This window comes from Isoalcanivorax indicus (assembly GCF_003259185.1).
Taxonomy (GTDB): domain Bacteria; phylum Pseudomonadota; class Gammaproteobacteria; order Pseudomonadales; family Alcanivoracaceae; genus Isoalcanivorax; species Isoalcanivorax indicus.
In genome coordinates this window covers 782,136-799,734 of sequence record NZ_QGMP01000001.1, presented here as the reverse complement: position 1 = coordinate 799,734, position 17,599 = coordinate 782,136, and the positions used below count along the sequence as shown (strand labels likewise).

The window sequence follows — 17,599 nt, the reverse complement described above, 5'->3', positions numbered from 1 at the left end:
TACATTTAGTTATCGAGAACTATTTGCAATGATGGGGCGCAATCCTCTTTGTGTCAATGAGAATCATTATTGTTTAAGGATCAGCGACGGCCGCTGAGGCGCAGCCAGGCCACCGTGCCGAGCAGCACCACGATCAGGATCAGCACGACCACCATGCTGATGACCAGGTCACGGGCGGCCGGCCCCAGGCCGAGGTTGCCGAGGAAGTGATACTTGTGCAGGTTCATGAAGTGGCGGCTGCGCAGTCGCCCTTCCGGGGTCGCCGCATGGGCGACGTGGCCGGTATGGGTTTCCACGAAGAAGGTGCTCAGCGGTGCCTGGGCCAGACCCAGCCGCTGCACCGGCAGGCGCTTGTAGACCGAGACATAGTCCATGGCGAAGTCGGGCAAGGCGCGGGTAAAGGTAACCGGCTGTACCGGGCGACCACTGTGCCGGGCCCAGTCCTGATACAGCGCCAGCGCATAATCACGGTCTGCATCGTCACTCAGGGCGTTGCCGGTCTGCGCATGCACATAGCGGATGGCTTCACCGCCCTCCACATTTTCACGCAACTGCCAGACCGGCTCGCCGTCCAGCCAGGCATGGGACAGGCCGATGGTCTGTGCGGTCACGGAAGCCAGCGGGTTCCAGGTCAGGGCGCTGACAGGTATGCGGGTATCGGCCCGCCAGGCCAGATGGTCCTCGGCCTGGAACTGGCCCAGCACGACATGCAGGCCGCTGCTGGCAAACCCGAGCATCGCCAGCGCCATGACCAGCCCCAGGCGACGATGCCAGCGGTGTGCGCCATCACGGCCCTGGCGGCCCCGGCGTTTGCGCCACTGCACGGCGTACAACACCAGCCCGCCGAGCCCGACGACAAAGGTCAGGCTGATCATCACGGTAATGGCGCCGGTGCGCAGGGGGTGATGCCGCTCGCCAAGAAAATGCCAGTTATGGAACTGGGCAAAGGTCCACAAGCCAGCCCGGCGCCAGTGATTATCGGCGGCGGCCAGACGCTGGCCGATCACGTCGATATACAACTGGATGCCGTCATCGCGATCAAAGCTGACCCGGTGCACCGGCAGCAGGCGGTTGACGAAACGGTACTGCAGGTCAAAGTCGTCCAGACGGGTCACGTCGGTCACCGCAACCTGCGGGTCCCCCAGCAGAATCCGCGCGAGGGCCATGGCATGCAGTCGCTCACCGCCGACCACGGGGATGCCGCTGACCGCATCGTAATAGCTCAGCGCCACATTGGCCGGTGGCCGCGCCTCGCGGTAACGCTCGGCCTGCAGACGCGGCCCGTAGACCGCCACCTGCCACTGCGGACGGCCGCTCACGTAAACCAGATTGATCTGATCGACGGCCTCATAGCCGTGCCGCTGCAACAGACGTTGCGGCGGGATCACCTCATCCGCCTGCGGCAGCGCGGGCAGCGCCAGGTGCTGCCAGCGCAGTTCCGGTGTCCAGACGTGCGCCATCAGCGGATGGGTCAGGCCACTGATGACCCACAGCAACACCGGCAGGGCGACAACAAGCGCCAGTCGACGGTGCCAGCGCAGCAGCAGGGAGAGCATGTCGTGTCCTCAGAAACGATATTCGAAGCCGGCGTACCAGGCCCGCGGGCCGCCCGGATTGACGTTACCGGAGGTGGCGGTCGGCCCCGGCGCGACAACGGCGGTGGCCGAGGCCACATAGACTTCATCGGTCAGGTTCTGGCCCTCGGCAAACAACCGCAGGCCGTTGGCGAATTCCTGGCTGACCACCAGCCCCCAGAGCGTATGCGACGGCGCCTGCCAGTTCTGGCCGGGGGTGTTGCGGTAGGTCAGGTCATAGCCGCTCACATAGCGCCCGTTTGGCGCCACCACCAGCCCGCCGGGCGTGCTGTAACGCAGGCTCATGAACAGGGTATGGCGCGGCTGGGTGGGCAGGCGGTTATTGCCGAAATCCGGGTCGTCATCAAAGCGGAAATCGGACAGGTTGTACACGGTTTCCAGCATCAGGTCGTCATGCAGGTGCAACCCGGTGCCCAGTTCGATACCGCGATGCACCGTGTCGCCACGGGCATTGAAGATGCCCGTGGCGCCATCCAGATCCAGATTCAGGATCTCGTTTTCGATGCGGGTGTGGTACAGCACCAGTTCCCAGTAGCCATACGACAGCACGCCCCGGCTGCCCAGCTCGGCGGTGACAGCCGTTTGCGCATCGAGACTGCCGGGAATCGGATTATTGCCCAGCTCCGATGACGCGGGCCCTTCGATGCTGCGCGCCAGTTGCGCAAACACCAGCTGGCCCGGCGTCCATTCAAAGGTAGCGCCCGCTTTCGGTGAAAAACCGCGATAGGTCACCCGGTAGCTGATGTCATCCGGGTTGGCCTGGGGCTGGGGCCCCGTGCACTCGGCACAGGGCGGAGGCGATTCACGAATAAAGTCATCCAGTGCACGCCGCGAATGCAGTGCCTGAGCCCCGAGGTTCAACCGCCAACGCTCACTGACCTGCCAGGTCTGCTCGGCATAGGCTTCCAGTTGCACGGTGCGCAGCCGGGCATCGTAGGTCTGGTTGCCCTTGCGCTGGCCGTCCGGAGTCTGTTGGAAGCGCGCCAGCCGGTCACTGCCCTGCCCTGCTCGCACGCCGGCCACCAGCGTATGGCCACCTTCCTGGTCCAGGGCGTAATCCAGGCCCACGCCATAGCTTTCCAGTGCGTTGTCGATGATGCCGACAAAGGGCGTCGGCAAATGATCCAGGCGGCTGCGGGTCACGAAGGCGCTGGTGGTCAGGCGCTGTCGATCGTCGATCTGCCACAGGGCGCGGTTGGCCAGACGAATATCCTGCCAGTTGCGGTCCGCGTCATACTGCACGTTGTTGGCGGCGGCCTGGCGACGCGTGTCGCGGTTCAGGGTGTGCAGGGGAATCGCGCCCGCGAGCTCCGTGTTGGCCTCGGTCACCATCAGATAAGTGCGATGCTCCAGGTCGTCATGCAGCTGCACCCCCAGGTTGGCGTTCAGGCGCAGGTTGTTCTGCCGTTGCTGGTCGCGAAACCCTTCCTGCCAGGTGTGATTGATGCTGACGAAGTGATCCAGATCGCCATCCTGCCCGCCGTGGGCCAGTTGGTTGCGGCGGTAACCGAAGCGACCGGCTTCACTGCGCAGCAGCCAGCCCGGCGTGTTGCGGCCGGTGCGGCTGACATAGTTGATGACACCACCGGTGGTGGCCGCCCCCAGTGCCAGGGCCGCCGGGCCGCGATACACCTCCAGGTGGTCATAGGCGAGCATATCCACCAGCTGGTTGGTGGTGCCGCCATCCAGACTGCCCAGGATAATGCCGTCCTGATAGGAACGAATGCCGCGACCGAAACTGCTGCTGGAAATGCCTGATCCGCGGATCGAGAGGGCCACATCGTCGCCGTTGTTTTCGCTGCTTGCCCAGACACCGGGCACCCGCCTGAAGGCATCCTCCTGATTGCCTGCCCGCCCTTCGCGCCAGCGCTCGCCGTCCAGCAGACTCTGGGCGCGGCTGGCGCGGAAGAATGCCTCCAGCTTGTCGTCCGCCGTGGAGGACAGACCGCCCGCGTCAGGCGCATGAACGGTAATCGTTTCCAGTCGGGCGCCGCCTGCGGGCTGCTCGTCATTCGGGAGCACGGGGTGATGCGCCCACAACGGCAGGGGCAGCGCCGCAAGCGGTAACAGGGCCATCAGGCGGCAGAACACAGTGCTCACGATCACAACCCCGGAATCCAGTCAGGGCAGCATTATCAGGAGGGCCCGGACAGGCCTCAATGTGGCAAAGTGTCGCAGCATTGATCTTGCGTTGACGCGCTCCTCAGGACGATAGTGGTATCCAATACGGATATCTCAAACCACAAGGATCACGTTGCCATGACCCGACCGCTGGAAAAACTCGCCATCCTGCTGGTGGAAGACCACCGCCAACTGGCCCAGACCGTGGTCGAGTACCTCGAAGAACTGGGGGCCTCGGCCGATTATGCGGGGGACGGCGCCCTCGCACGCTCCTTGCTGCGTGAGCACCATTACGACCTGATCCTGCTGGATATCATGCTGCCCGGCGAGGATGGCTATTCCCTGTGCGAATACCTGCGCCACGACCTGACGCTGGATACGCCGGTGATCTTCCTCACCGCCCGTGACCAGCTGGACGACAAACTGGAAGGCTTCCGCCGGGGCGGTGACGATTATCTGGTCAAGCCGTTTGCCCTGCCGGAACTGTCCGCGCGCATCCAGGCCCTGGTGCGCCGCGAACGCCGCGAAGTGGCACCGCATATTCTCGCCGTGGCCGATCTGGAACTGGACCCGGCCCGCCAGGAAGTGCGGCGTGGCGGTCAGGTGCTGAAGTTGTCACCCACCGCCTTCCGCATCCTGCGTATTCTGATGCGCGAAACGCCCAAGGTGGTCAGCCGCGAGCAGCTGGAGCAGGAATTGTGGGGCGATCTGGTGCCGGATTCCGATGCCCTGCGCAGCCATCTGTATAACCTGCGCAAGGCGGTGGACAAGCCCTTTGATGTGCACCTGCTGGAAACCATGCCCGGGGTGGGCTTCTGCATTCGCGAACCGGCCTGAGGTCAGAAACGGGTCCAGGTCTGCCACGCCGGAAAGGTGATGCGGACCTGGGTGCCGTGACCCAGTTCACTGGCCACCTCCAGCTTCCAGCGAAAACGCTCGCACAACCGCTGCACGATGGCCAGGCCCAGACCGTGCCCGCCTTCCTTGTTCCCGGTGCCGCGCTCGAAAGGCTGTAGCAGCCGCTCCAGATCGTCCGGATTGATCCCTGGCCCGGTATCACGCACCAGCACTTCCTGGCGGCCAACGATCACCTGCACGCTGCCGGAATTGGTGTAGTTGATGGCGTTACGCACCAGGTTGGTCACAACAATGGCCAGCACCTGCTCCGGCGCCGTCAGCTTGAGCATGGCGCGCTGTTCACACACCAGCTCCACCTGCTTGTTGTCCGCCAGCGGCTGAAGGCGTTCCACCAGATTCAGTACCAGATCGTTGACGATCAGCCGCTCCTCGGGCAAATCGCGATGTTCACTGCGCGCCAGCAGCAACAGGGTGGCAATCAGTGCCTCCATGTCTTCCACGGTATCCTCGATGCGCTGCACCGATGGCGTCTCCGGAAAACGTGCCGCCAGCAAGGCGAGATTGGCCTGAATCACCGCCAGTGGTGTACGCAGCTCATGGCTGGCATCACGGGTAAACTGACGCTCGCGCTCGACGAAATCGAGCAAGCGATCCGCGTAGGCTTCCAGTGAGGCCACCAGCACCGCCACTTCGGAATCGGCTTCTGTCTCGATCTCGTCAAACGCCGGGCGCGCAGCGCGGGGATCAGTAATCGGTGCCCCGCGCAGCATCTCGGCCAGTTGCACCAGTGGCGACATCAACTGGCGTGACTTGCGCCAGGACAGGAAGGACATCAGATAAATCACCAGCAACACGCCGGTCAGGGGCAACACACCGAAGACGAGGGCCAGTGCGGAAACGCGGCGCTCGTCGAAGATCAGATACAGCCTGGCGGCCACCTCCGCAGAGGGATGGTATTCCACATACACCAGCGGGCGGTCATCATTCAGATCAATGCGGTGATAGCCCGGCGTCAACTGCCGGAAACTGGCGGGGATGCTGTCCGGGCCACCGTCTTCGCGCACCAGCAGCCCGAGCAGATGTCGTGTATTGGGACGAGGAAAATCGGGATCGTCTTCGTACAACGCCCAGTAATGCTCGGCTTCCAGCTTCAGCGCCTGCTTGACCAGCACATGCTCGATGATCTTGGCGGTGGCCATCACGCCGAGCACAGTGGCCAGGCTGATCAGCACGACCTGCATCAGGTAGACACGGGTCAGGCGGTGCTGGACACCGGTCCGGCGTTTTGACATGGCAGACAGTCCGTTTCAGACACCTGTTTCAGGACGGGTGAAGCGATAATGCCCCACGAACCATTCCTCGCCGCCACGATAAGCGAAAAGCTCGGAGCAGGCCATGAAAAACATGCGCCAGCGCTGCAGCCACACCTTGGCTTCATCGGCTCCATAGGTGCTGGCCAGCACCGGTATCAATTCGTCCTGGTGCCGGTCGGCGTTGTCGAGCCACGCTTCCAGCGTACGAGAATAATGCACCCCGTTGACGCGCCACTTGTCGTCCAGCGTCAGACGCTCCTGGCAACGCTCGAGCAGATCCCAGGACGGCATCACGCCGCCGGTGAAGAACATCCGCCCCATCCAGTTGGCCTCGCCCTCGGTCTCGAACGGGTAGAACACCTGATCGTGACAGAAAATATGCACGAACAGCTTGCCGCCCGGCACCAGCCAGTCGTGAATGCGATGCATCAGTTCACGGTGATTGCGCATGTGCTCGAACATTTCCACCGACACCACCCGATCAAACTGCCCTTCAGGCTGGAAGGTCGCTGCGTCGGCGGTGACGACAGTCAGGTTGGTCAGGCCTCGCTCGCGCGCACGCTGATCGATGAACGCCTTCTGTGAGCCGGAATTGGACACGCTGATGATCTCGCTGCCCGGATACTGTTGTGCCATCCACAACGACAGGGAACCCCAGCCGCAGCCCAGCTCCAGAATCCGCTGGCCATTGTCCAGCGCGGCACGTTCACAGGTCAGCGCCAACATGGCCTCTTCAGCCTGCTCCAGCGTCAGCGTGGTCTCGTCCCAGACACAGCTGGAATATTTCAGGTGCGGCCCGAGTGCACGCAGATAAAAGGACGCGGGCACTTCGTAGTGCTGATCGTTGGCCGCTTGCTGCTGCTCGGCCACCGGCCCTTGCGCCAGCGCCTCCATCAGCGCCGTCTTGCGCGCCTCGACCTGCATCGGATCACCGGCCTGCTCCAGGCGCAGCCGTTGACCCAGTAATTTGCGAATCCCGAAGCGGATCAGGCTGTCGGGCAGCCAACGGCGTTCTGCAAGCTCAATGACCATGACGGGGTCTCCAGGGAATAAAGGCGCTGGTGGTGCGCTGGTACTCGCGGTAATCCTCACCGCGACTTTTGAGGGCCTGCCGTTCGGTATAGGGAATCCCCGTCACGAACCACAGGAACAGGAACATCATGACCGGCGCCAGCCACAGCCAGCCGGCCCAGGCGGCGCCCACCGCCAGCAGCGGATAGCTGAACCAGTGCAGCCATTCAAAGAAGTAGTTGGGGTGGCGGGAATAGCGCCACAGCCCCTCCCGGCAGGTCTTGCCGCGATGGGCCGGGTTACGGCGGAAACGATCCAGCTGCCGGTCCGCTTCGCGTTCGCCCAGCAAGGCGATAACGCCGACGGCGCCGCCCAGCACCAGCGACCAGATCACCAGCGGCCCGGGATGCGCCGCAATGACCCACGCCGGCAGGGCAAACAACCACGCCAACACCCCCTGGCCGAGAAAAAAGAACAGGTGAAACAGATTGATGCGCTCGCCAAGCGCTTCGCGCATGGCCGCATAGCGCCCTTCCTCGTGCTCTTCCGCGCGCACGCGACGCCATATATGGCTGCCCAGTCGCAGCGACCAGAAGCCGATCAACGCCGCAGTGACCAGGCGCAACAACCAGGGCCCCTCGCCCATGGCCAGATAAAACAGCGAGGTGGCGCCGACGCCGAAAGACCAGATGACATCCGCGTGGGCGGCATTGCGGGTGCGGCACTGCACCCACCAGCCCAACAGGCAGACGAGCGCAAGCACCAGGGCGGCCACCCAGAGCACGAACGTATCAGGCGATTCCATGATCACCTCTGTCGGCATCGCCATGCTCTGCGGCGCCCGGCCCCGGTGGTGGGCGTGTCGCCCACCAGGCCAGCGCCGGTACAATCACTGCCCAGAGGGCTGCGTAAGCCAGCACCAGCGACGTCAGCCCGGCAGGCGCTTCGGCCGCGCCGAGTCGCACCCCTGCAATCACCGACCCGGCGCTGCCCAGCGCGCCAAACACCACCGCCAGCCAGCGCCGCCCACATAACCAGGCCAGGCTGTGATTGAAGGTCACGGCAAACCCGCACCACAATGCCAGAATCCAGAGGGGAGGCAGGCTGGCGGACCATTGCAGCCGGTATTCGATAACGCCTGCAGCCAGCCACAGCGGCTCGACCGCCAGGCCGATGGCCAGCCCCGCCGCTGCCATGCGCATGTCGCTGCGCCACGGACTACCGTGCAGCCGCGCCCAACCCAGCATAAGCGCCAGCGCCACAAACACCGGCCACTGGATGCCTCGCGCCGCGCCGAGAATGGCCGCGAACCAGAGGCACTGGAAAATGACAAAGTTGCCGATCACGGCACTGCGCAAGGACGTTTTCATTCGAGCATGCTTTCACGTTCGCCATGAATGGCCTGTGAAGCCGCAGGGCCGCGCTTCACAGCCGGTTCACCGGGGGCGGCGCAAACTGACCTGATGACTGCTGACCGCAAGACCTTTCCCGTGAAATTTTTCTGGCTGATGCTGACGCTCGGCGTCTTCGCCACGCTGGCCGGATGCGCCGGCCGCGAAAAGGCGCCCGATTTTGCCCAGGACTATATCGCCGCCCTGCAGCAATTCCCTGCAGTGCCCCCGGCTGATCCCGAGGCCGCCGTGGCCCGGTTCGTCAGCGTCTTTACCCACCTGACCGATGATGATGTGGGCGAGCGGGCCCGGCGCGCCTACGCCGAGACACTCTTCTTTAACGACACACTGCATAGCGCCACCGACCGCGACACCCTGGTGGCTTATCTGGAAGCGACCGGCAATGCCGTCGACAGCATTGAGGTCGACCTGCTCAGCTGGACGCTCGACGGTGGCGATCTTTATGTGCGCTGGGGCATGCGCACCCGGTTTACCGTGACCCGTCGTGCCATCGACAGCTACACGGTGGGCATGACCCATCTGCGCTTCAACGAGGCCGGCGACATCGTGCTGCATCAGGACTTCTGGGACAGCACCCAGGGCTTTTACCAGCACCTGCCCATTGTTGGCGGCATGGTGCGCTGGATCAGGGGACGTTTATGAAGATGATCTGCGCTGCAGTGCTGGGTGTGCTGGCCGGTACCGCAATGGCCAGCCCGGACCCCGCCACCTGGCTGGAGGAGCAGGACATCCGCCTGACCGAGTGCGGGCGTGGCACGGTCAGGGCGCTGCGCGTGATCCGCGTCGGTGAAGCCGTGCTGTACCGGGATGATTGCCGCCGCCACAGCAGCCCGATGGAGGCACCGCTGCGCCTGCAATTCTCCTATCGCCGCGATGTTCCCGGTGATGCCTTTGGCAAGGCCGCCGAGGCGATGATCGAGCGCAACGTCAGTGCCGAAACCTTCGCGGCCCTGCAGGAGCGCCTGCAAGCCTTCAATGCCCGCTATCGCGATATCGGCGATGGCGACACCTATCAGCTCGACTATGGCCCGGATGGCACCTTGCTGCTGAGTCTGAACGGTGAACTGCTGGCCACCGAGCAAGGCGACGACTTCGCGCAGAGCTATCTGACCGTCTGGTTCGGCGACCGGCCTTATAACGACCGGCTGAAGCAGGATCTGCTCGGCCACTGAGCGACTACCCCGCCCCCCCTCGCCTGCGCTAGACTGCCCAGACAGCAGACCGGGGGATGCATGGGATTCTGGAATCAGCCGCTCGACAAGGATCCACTTCAGGACAACGAGCCGGACGTCACCAGCCACGATCGCTTGCGGGGCATCAGCCGCGCGGCACAGCTGACACTGCTGGTGCTGCTCGTCTCTGTCACCGTAACCGCCATCAGCATCCTCGCCACCGGTGAACGCAACTGGGTGTTCGCCATGGGATTATCGGTGCTGATTCCGCTGCTGATCATGCCAGCGGTCATTTATCCGGTCAGCTGCATCAACGCCTCACTGCAACGCCACAACCAGCACCTGCGGCAACTGGCTCGCCACGATCATCTCACCGGCCTGTACAACCGCCCTTATATGCTCAACATGCTGGAGCGGGAACTGGCTCTGAGCAGTCGGCACGACTACGCCGTGTCCGTGATACTGATCGACCTGCAGAACAATCGCGACATCATTGATCACTTCGGTCGTCATGCCTCGGACAAGGCCATGCAGATGCTGGCCCGGGAGGTGCGCGCACAGATTCGCGAAAGCGATCTGTTCGGACGTTTCGAGGGGGCCCAGTTCATACTGGTGCTGCCACACACCAGCCTGCGCGATGCGCTGCGTATCAGTAACAACCTGCGCGAACGGCTGGCGCAACAACAGGTCCAGGGCAATGACCTCAGCATCACTCTGCGTGCCTGCTGTGGCGTCGCCTCCACCGAGACCAGCAGCCGCGCCTTGCAAAGCCTGCTCAACGACGCTGACTATGCGCTGTACAGCGCGCGCAACCATCACGACACCTGAATCGCCAAACCGGTCACGCCAGCGGCCACCCGGCATTGCACCCACCGCGGCAACTGCCTAACATCGCGCAGGTCATCCGGCAGGGAATGCCCGGACACGGTGCCATTCGCTGCCTGTCACAATAATTCATCCAGGACGGAGATCCATGAAGAATCGTTTGCTTGCCTTGATCAGTTGCTCACTTGCCGCACTCGCCTGCACCGCCCATGCCCACGATCATGCGCGGGACGCTGGCCTGCACCGCGACATGCCCGATCGTTACGGCTATGTCGGCGGGCATCTCAGCCAGTACTGGTTCGACACCGACAAGATTTCGTTCCGTGAAGTCACCCTGCCCGGCCTGCAGGCCGGCCTGCGCTTTCATGAAAACTGGTCCGCCCAGCTGTGGTGGGAGCGCAACAATGTGGTCCGTGATACCCCTGGGCCGCGCACCTATGCGACCGTCACCCTGCTGTCTCTGCGACATCATTTCCACGACACCTCGCTGCTCGGCTTCGAACCCTATGCGGGCATTACCGGCGGCCAGATCCGCTTCGACCGGTCCGGCAGCAACCAGCGCCATGAGCAGGAACTGATCGGCATTGAGGCCGGTGTCCAGCGTCGCCTGACCGACCACTGGGTGCTCGACCTGGGCGCCCGGCCGATGCGCGCGGCGTCGCGCGACAACGCCATCGAAGGCGAAATCTACGCCGCGCTCAATTTCGTCATCGGCGAGCGCCGCCGCCCCGCACCGCCCGTCACGGCAGACACCGCACCCGCCACGCCGCACAGCGCCTGCCCGGACACCCCGGCGGACGTTCCCGTGGACAGCCGCGGCTGCCCGCTTGACAGTGACGGCGACGGCGTACCCGATTATCTGGACCGCTGCCCGGACACGCCCACCGGAGCGCAGGTGGACGAGCACGGCTGCCCGGTCAGCCTTGAACAGAGCCTTCGCGAAACCCTGTACGTGGAGTTCGAGCTCAACCAGGCGGTCCTGCGCCAGCAGGACATTCCCCGTCTGGCCGTGGTCGCCCACATGATGCAGCAGTACCCGGAAGGTCGCCTGCGTCTGGAAGGGCACACTGACAACAGCGGCTCGGCCGAGCGCAACACGCGCCTGTCAGCGCAACGGGCGGAAGCGGTGCGCGACGCGCTGGTTCTGCACTACGACGTGGACCCGGCGCGCATTGATGCCGTAGGCGTCGGCCCGGCCCAGCCGATCGCGGACAACCACAGCGCCGAGGGCCGCGCCAGAAACCGCCGCGTGGAAGCCATTCTCCAGTAACCCCGACCCGCCCTCCCGCTACACTCCTGGCCCGGCGCTTGCCGGGCCACGTTTCACGTCTTCTTCCCTGTTTTCCCTGATACTGCTGACGCGGCGAGTCCCCGAGGTCCGTCCGTGCGCAGGCCCGTGTAAGACATTCGCTACTATCCTTGTAAGACATTCGCTATCTTTCTTGTAAGATATCTCTTACAAATGAGCCTGTATGAAAATCTTTACCCGGGCGTAACAATGCCACTACATGAAAAGCCGGGCAGATAGACAACTTATCCCTTACCTATCACCTTTCTCACCTCCCCATTGTAATCCCCCGGTACTCCCCGCCTCGCCACGCAAAGCTCAACTACAATCCATGACAAAAATACAACAGTGGCTGGCCCGGCAGGCCTTGTGATATCACTGTGATATCATTCGCAAGGCACTGAATTAAATGAATTTTTACTTGGTGCATGGCGGCCTTTCCAGACGCCGTTTCGACCCCTCCCGCGCCAAGTCTCCTTGCTCGCCCCCCTCTCTGGACACCGATATCCGATCATGACGCCGTGATCCGGGCTACCCGGATTACGCGCTGAGTCTTGAATTTTTCCGGGAGTCACAAAGAGGGAAGCAACATGAAGACATTCATTTCACGATCCGCGCTGGTCGCCGGGCTGACCGCCCTGCTGGCGGGCGCTCCGGCAATCGCCGAACAGCGTTGGCCGGATTCTTTCGGGTATGTGGGTATTCAGGGGTCCTATTACGACGCAGGCAAAGGCCGGGACAACCTCGACAACATCCACAACTTCTGGCAACCCGCCATTCATCTGGGCTATCGCTTCAACCCGCGCTTCTCGGCGCAGTTGCAGTATGGCGATGGCAGCACCGAGACCCGCCAGACAGACATCGATGTCGACGCTCGCCTGATCAATCTGACCGGCCGGGTCCACTGGCATGAAATGTCACTGATCGGCTTTGTGCCCTATGGCGGCGCCGGTTACGGCTACAACCGCCTGAAGGTGGACGGCCTGGGCACCAAGCGCGAAGACGCCATTGTCCTGGAAGCCGGTCTGCAACGCCTGCTGGGTCAGAACCACCGCTTCATGCTCGACGGTGGCCTGCGCGGTCTGATCGAGCTGGACGACGGCTTTGTCGACACCCAGCCGTTCGTGGCGCTGAACTTCCTGTTCGGCAAGCGCTATGCCGCTGCCACCCCGACCCCGCGTGCCGAGATCTGGATGGATTCCGACGGCGACGGCGTACCGGACCATCTGGACCAGTGCCCGGATACCCCGGCTGGCGCCCTGGTGGACGAAGTCGGCTGCCCGATCATGCTCACCGAGAGCGTCAACATCACCCTGTATGTGGAATTCGAGCACGACAGCACCACCGTACGGCCGGAATTCTTCGAGGACATCGGCCAGATCGCTGAAGTGCTGATCCAGTATCCGGACAGCGAAGTGCTGCTGGAAGGCCACACCGACTCTACCGGCACGGCCTCTTACAACCAGAACCTGTCATTGAGCCGGGCCGACGCTGTAATGCGCGTGCTGATCTCCGAGTTCGGTATTGATTCCAGCCGTATCCGCACCTCGGGCATGGGTCTGACGCAACCGATTGCCGACAACAGTACCGCAGAGGGCCGCGCCCGAAACCGCCGCGTGGAAGCGGTAGTCCAGGCCACCCGCGAAGAGATGAAGCGCCGCTGAGCGGCCCGCTTTTGGGAGAAAGACGATGAAAAACGTACAATGGTACACCCTGTTTCTGACCGGCCTGCTGGCGGTCAGCCTGGCGGCCTGCGGTGGCAGCAACCGCCCCAGCGACCCGCGCATCGAGTTGCCCCCGGGTACTGGCGGGCCGGAAGATCCGCGTGAAGAAAGCTTCTGCGAAGATCCGACCCAGCTGTTCGAACTCGATGGCCTGGTGCCCGCCGACGGCGCCACCAACGTGCCGCAGAACATCTCGCTGGTGGTGCGCTTCAACGAGCCGGTCGCCGAAGATTCGGTGAATGAAACGACACTGTTCCTGACCGCCAATGGCGCGCCGGTGGCGGTGAATTACTCGGTCAATGGCCGCACCGTGACCATGACGCCGCAGATGAACCTGGCCTCCAACACGCTGCACACCCTGACCATCGGGCCTGAGCTGCGTGCCGCCGAGTGTGTCGATCCGTTCCCGCCGAAATTCCTGGCCGAGGGCGAGGCCGGCGATCGCACCTTCACCACCGGCGGCGTGATCGACGGCGAGCAGCCGCGCGTCGAGGCGGTCAATCCGGCCGATGGCGCGACACTCGTGGCCACCAGCACCAATGTCGTCATCACCTTCAGCGAGCCGGTCCTGCCGGATACCGTCAACAGCACCAACATCGTGCTGACCCGCCGCGACAACGGCAACGTGGTCACCGGCACCTTTGACGTCAATGGCGAGGTCGCCACCTTTACACCCGCCAGCGATCTGGTCATGCAGGAGTACTACGACCTCAGCATCAACACCAACATCCGCGATCTGGCCGGTAACTCGCTGGAAGCCCCCTTCTCCAGCGACTTCCGCACCGGCGGCGTGGTGGTGCTGCTCAACGACGAACTGATCAGCCAGATTCCGGGCCTGGGCGACGCCCTGAACTTTATCGGCGGCACCCTGCTGGAAAACCTGCAGTTGGGTGATGGCGACGATGGCCTGAGCAACCTGGACAACCTGCTGATCGTCAAGCTGCCGCTGTCGAACCTGCCGAGCCCGGAAGACTTCGGTGATTTCGACTTCGACAACTTCGCCCTGGAAAACACCCTGGTGGCGATCTGCGACCCGTCCACCCCCGGCGAGAACTGCACGCTGGCACTGGATATCGGTCTGGACCCGCTGGCCCTGCAACAGCTGGCCGATGCCTTCACCGGCGGCGACCCGGCAGAAATCCCGGGCCTGCTGGCCGAAGCCCTGATCGGCGACGGTGGCGTACTGGGCATCGACCTGTCGATCCTGGACCCCAATGGCCTGGGCCTGCTGCCCGATCCGCTGGAAGACGCGCTGAATACCGTACTGGGTGAACTGCAAGGCGCCCTGGAACAGGTGCCGGTACTGAACACCCTGTTCGAGAACTTCAGTGTTGAAGCCCTGGTGCAGGCCAGCCTGCTCAATGGCGCCCTGCTGGATGCCGAAGTCGGCGGCCTGCTGGCCATCAGCGTGCTGGATCTGGAGACCGGCAACCTGGTCGACCTCAGCGGCGGTCTGGTGGATGCCCTGGCGCCGATCCTTGATCCGCTGTCCGACATCCTTTGCACCATTCGTCTGCTTTGCAGAAATTGATTTGACTCCCGCATAGTTCATGCGGCTTCGGGCGCCTCTCCCCTCAGAGGCGCCCTTTTTTTCACCTGCCTTTCACCGAAGGTTGCCGCGCGGCCTTCTTCACAGGGCGACGCAGTCATTGTGAGTCTGCGCCCTCACCGCATAATCGGAAGCCTCTCCGACAACCGACAGAGGATTCCGTCATGGCCAAAGATGCCGTCGGCTACGCCCTGACCGCACTGAACAAGATGGCCAGCTCCAGCCTGCTGGACAAACTCGGCCTGCGCCGGGTCATCGAACGGGTAGCCTACTCGCTCACCCGCACCGGCTTTCGTGTCATCACCACCTCGGCACGCACCTTCAGCAGCGCTAACAAGCTGGACAAGCCAGAGCGTCTGAATGCGCCGGGACACGCCCAGGGTCTGTTCGACCTGAACATTACCGAAGAACAGCAGATGATGCGTGACTCGGTGAAATCCTTTGCCAGTGAAGTGCTGCGCCCGCGCGGCGAAGAGGCCGACGCCGCCCAGGCCACCAGCGACGAAACGCTGGCCGCCGCGCTGGAGCTGGGGCTGAATTTCTTTGCCGTACCGGAATCCCTCGGCGGCGCGGCCAGCGAGCGCTCCCCCGTGACCACCATGCTGATCGCCGAAGATCTGGCCTGGGGCGACATGGGCCAGGCGGTCGCCATCCTCTCGCCCATGAGCGTGGCCAATGCGCTGACGCACTGGGGCTCTGCCGATCAGCAGGCGCGTTACCTGCCCGCCTTCGCCGGCGAGCAGCCGCCGAAAGCGGCCATCGCCGTGACCGAACCGCACCTGATGTTCGACCCGATGAAACTCAAGACCCGCGCCACCCGCGAGGGCGATCACTATGTGCTCAACGGCACCAAGGCGCTGGTGCCGCTGGCAGCGGAAGCCGAGCTGTTCCTGGTGGCCGCACAGACTGACAGTGGCCCCGCCGTGTTTATCGTTGAAGGCGGCAGCGAAGGGCTCAGCGCCGGCGAGGATCCGTCGATGGGTATCCGCGCCAGCGGCCAGCGCCCGCTGATCCTGGAAAACGTCAAGGTCAGCGCCGCGCAGCGTCTGGGCAGTGACGACTTCGATTATCGCAAGTTCATCGATCTGGGCACCCTTGCCTGGTGCGCCCTGGCGGTCGGCAATGCCCAGGCCGTGCTGGATTATGTGATTCCCTACTGCAACGAGCGCAAGGCCTTCGGCGAGCCCATCAGCCATCGTCAGGCCGTGGCCTTCCTGATTGCCGATATGGCCATTGAGGTGGATGCCATGCGCATGCTGACCTGGCGCGCGGTCAGCCGCGCCGAACAAGGCAAGGACTTCCAGCGCGAAGCCTACCTGGCGCGCATTCTGGTAAAAGAAAAAGCCATGAAGATCGGCACCGACGGTGTGCAACTGCTCGGCGGCCATGGCTTCACTCACGAATATCCGGTTGAACGCTGGTACCGCGACCTTCGGGCCGTCGGTGTCCTGTTCGGCGGCCTGCACCTTTAATCAGCGGAGGACTGCATCATGAATTTTGATCTGCCTAAAAAAATGAAGCCGCTGATCAACAATGCACATCAGGTGGCCCTGAGTGTGTTCCGGCCGATCTCGCGCAAATATGACCGCGCCGAACACGAATACCCCAAAGAACTGGATATGCTGGCCTCGGTGCTGGATGGCATGAACGACGGCGACCCCACCTCCAGCGCCGGTGCCAGCCAGACCGGCAAGGGCCGTGACAAGCGTGACGACAACACGGTCAAGAATGGCGCCAACATGACCACCTGCCTGGGCGCACTGGAGCTGTGTTACGGCGACGTGGGCCTGCTGTTGTCGATGCCGCGTCAGGGCCTGGGTAACGCTGCCATTGCCGCGGTGGCCAACGACGAGCAACTGGAGCGCTTCAAGGGCAAGTGGGCGGCGATGGCGATCACCGAGCCCGGCGCCGGTTCCGACTCCGCCGCCATTCGTACCACCGCGAAAGAAGATGGCGACCACTATGTGCTGAACGGCGAGAAAATCTATGTGACCTCCGGCGAGCGCGCCGACTGTGTGGTGGTGTGGGCCAGCCTGGATCTGGCACTGGGTCGCGCGGCCATCAAGTCGTTCGTGGTCGAGTGGGGCACGCCCGGCATGGAACTGGTGCGACTGGAGAAGAAACTCGGCATCCGCGCCTCGGACACCGCCGCGATCACCTTCACCGATTGCCGCGTGCCGAAGGAAAACCTGCTGGGCAATCCGGAAGTGGATGTCGCCAAGGGTTTCGCGGGCGTGATGGAGACCTTCGACAACACCCGTCCCCTGGTAGCCTGCTTCGCCCTGGGCTGCGCCAAGGCGGCCCTGGACCGTACCCGCGAGTTGATGGCCGAACATACGCGCCTGGACTATGACGCCCCGATCAGCAATGTCAGTGCCATGGAAGCCGAGCTGTACACCATGGAGGCCGAATGGGAAGCCGCCTACTGGCTGACCGTCAAGGCGGCCTGGATGGCGGATAATCGCAAGCCCAACTCGGTGGAAGCCTCCATCTCCAAGGCCAAGGCCGGGCGTGTGGGGAACACCATCACACTGCGTTGTGTGGAGCTGTGCGGTGCGCTGGGTTACACCGAAGACGAACTGCTGGAGAAATGGGCGCGGGATTCGAAGATTCTGGATATTTTCGAAGGCACCCAGCAAATCCAGCTGCTGATCATCGCCCGGCGTCTGCTCGGCCTGACCTCGAAAGAGCTGAAGTAAAAGGCGAGGTATCACGGCACCGACGCCAGCAT

At 63.3% G+C, this 17,599-nt stretch carries 15 protein-coding genes; 9 read left to right on the top strand and 6 right to left on the bottom strand.

Annotation, left to right across the window (positions count from 1 at the left end; genetic code table 11):
• Window positions 1-80: 80 nt before the first annotated feature.
• The gene (locus DKW65_RS03710) at window positions 81-1,556 is read right to left on the bottom strand and encodes a PepSY domain-containing protein (RefSeq protein ID WP_111655997.1); all 1,476 of its coding nucleotides are present in this window, start codon (window positions 1,554-1,556) and stop codon (window positions 81-83) included.
• A 9-nt stretch (window positions 1,557-1,565) separates the two neighbouring features.
• The gene (locus tag DKW65_RS03705; RefSeq protein ID WP_162925678.1) at window positions 1,566-3,695 is read right to left on the bottom strand and encodes a TonB-dependent receptor family protein; all 2,130 of its coding nucleotides are present in this window, start codon (window positions 3,693-3,695) and stop codon (window positions 1,566-1,568) included.
• Window positions 3,696-3,854: 159 nt separating this feature from the next.
• On the opposite strand from DKW65_RS03705, the gene DKW65_RS03700 reads away from it, so the two are divergent.
• Window positions 3,855-4,553, top strand: coding sequence for a response regulator transcription factor (locus DKW65_RS03700; protein ID WP_111655995.1), 699 nt, complete (start codon window positions 3,855-3,857; stop codon window positions 4,551-4,553).
• A gap of 2 nt (window positions 4,554-4,555) precedes the next feature.
• On the opposite strand, the gene DKW65_RS03695 is transcribed toward DKW65_RS03700, so the two are convergent.
• From DKW65_RS03695 to DKW65_RS03680, 4 genes are read right to left on the bottom strand one after another with little or no spacing between them, the layout of a single operon-like run.
• Window positions 4,556-5,866 (bottom strand): sensor histidine kinase, encoded by a 1,311-nt coding sequence (locus DKW65_RS03695; RefSeq protein WP_111655994.1) that lies wholly within the window; start codon window positions 5,864-5,866, stop codon window positions 4,556-4,558.
• A 15-nt stretch (window positions 5,867-5,881) separates the two neighbouring features.
• Window positions 5,882-6,919: an SAM-dependent methyltransferase gene (locus tag DKW65_RS03690; RefSeq protein ID WP_111655993.1), complete on the bottom strand. Its 1,038-nt coding sequence runs from the start codon at window positions 6,917-6,919 to the stop codon at window positions 5,882-5,884.
• Window positions 6,909-7,703 (bottom strand): DUF1295 domain-containing protein, encoded by a 795-nt coding sequence (locus DKW65_RS03685; protein WP_111655992.1) that lies wholly within the window; start codon window positions 7,701-7,703, stop codon window positions 6,909-6,911. Before DKW65_RS03685 ends, DKW65_RS03690 begins: the two co-directional genes overlap by 11 nt.
• Window positions 7,690-8,268, bottom strand: a complete 579-nt coding sequence (locus DKW65_RS03680) for a DUF2878 domain-containing protein (protein ID WP_111655991.1) — start codon at window positions 8,266-8,268, stop codon at window positions 7,690-7,692. Before DKW65_RS03680 ends, DKW65_RS03685 begins: the two co-directional genes overlap by 14 nt.
• A 120-nt stretch (window positions 8,269-8,388) precedes the next feature.
• Between DKW65_RS03680 and DKW65_RS03675 the strand changes: the two genes are divergently transcribed.
• From DKW65_RS03675 to DKW65_RS03640, 8 genes are all read left to right on the top strand, one after another.
• Window positions 8,389-8,952 carry a hypothetical protein gene (locus tag DKW65_RS03675; RefSeq protein WP_162925677.1) on the top strand — a complete coding sequence of 188 codons (564 nt, stop codon included), beginning with the start codon at window positions 8,389-8,391 and terminating at the stop codon, window positions 8,950-8,952.
• The gene (locus DKW65_RS03670) at window positions 8,949-9,482 is read left to right on the top strand and encodes a chalcone isomerase family protein (RefSeq protein WP_111655989.1); all 534 of its coding nucleotides are present in this window, start codon (window positions 8,949-8,951) and stop codon (window positions 9,480-9,482) included. Before DKW65_RS03675 ends, DKW65_RS03670 begins: the two co-directional genes overlap by 4 nt.
• Window positions 9,483-9,542: 60 nt before the next feature.
• Entirely contained in the window at window positions 9,543-10,310 is a 768-nt protein-coding gene (locus DKW65_RS03665) for a GGDEF domain-containing protein (protein WP_111655988.1), read from the top strand.
• A 145-nt stretch (window positions 10,311-10,455) separates the two neighbouring features.
• The gene (locus DKW65_RS03660; protein WP_111655987.1) at window positions 10,456-11,577 is read left to right on the top strand and encodes an OmpA family protein; all 1,122 of its coding nucleotides are present in this window, start codon (window positions 10,456-10,458) and stop codon (window positions 11,575-11,577) included.
• Between the two features lie 608 nt (window positions 11,578-12,185).
• Window positions 12,186-13,259: an OmpA family protein gene (locus tag DKW65_RS03655; protein WP_111655986.1), complete on the top strand. Its 1,074-nt coding sequence runs from the start codon at window positions 12,186-12,188 to the stop codon at window positions 13,257-13,259.
• A 25-nt stretch (window positions 13,260-13,284) separates the two neighbouring features.
• The gene (locus DKW65_RS03650) at window positions 13,285-14,850 is read left to right on the top strand and encodes an Ig-like domain-containing domain (protein ID WP_111655985.1); all 1,566 of its coding nucleotides are present in this window, start codon (window positions 13,285-13,287) and stop codon (window positions 14,848-14,850) included.
• A 182-nt stretch (window positions 14,851-15,032) separates the two neighbouring features.
• Complete coding sequence (locus DKW65_RS03645) at window positions 15,033-16,340, top strand: acyl-CoA dehydrogenase family protein (protein WP_111655984.1); 1,308 nt, start codon at window positions 15,033-15,035, stop codon at window positions 16,338-16,340.
• A gap of 18 nt (window positions 16,341-16,358) precedes the next feature.
• Window positions 16,359-17,567 (top strand): acyl-CoA dehydrogenase family protein, encoded by a 1,209-nt coding sequence (locus tag DKW65_RS03640; protein WP_111655983.1) that lies wholly within the window; start codon window positions 16,359-16,361, stop codon window positions 17,565-17,567.
• Window positions 17,568-17,599: the final 32 nt, after the last annotated feature.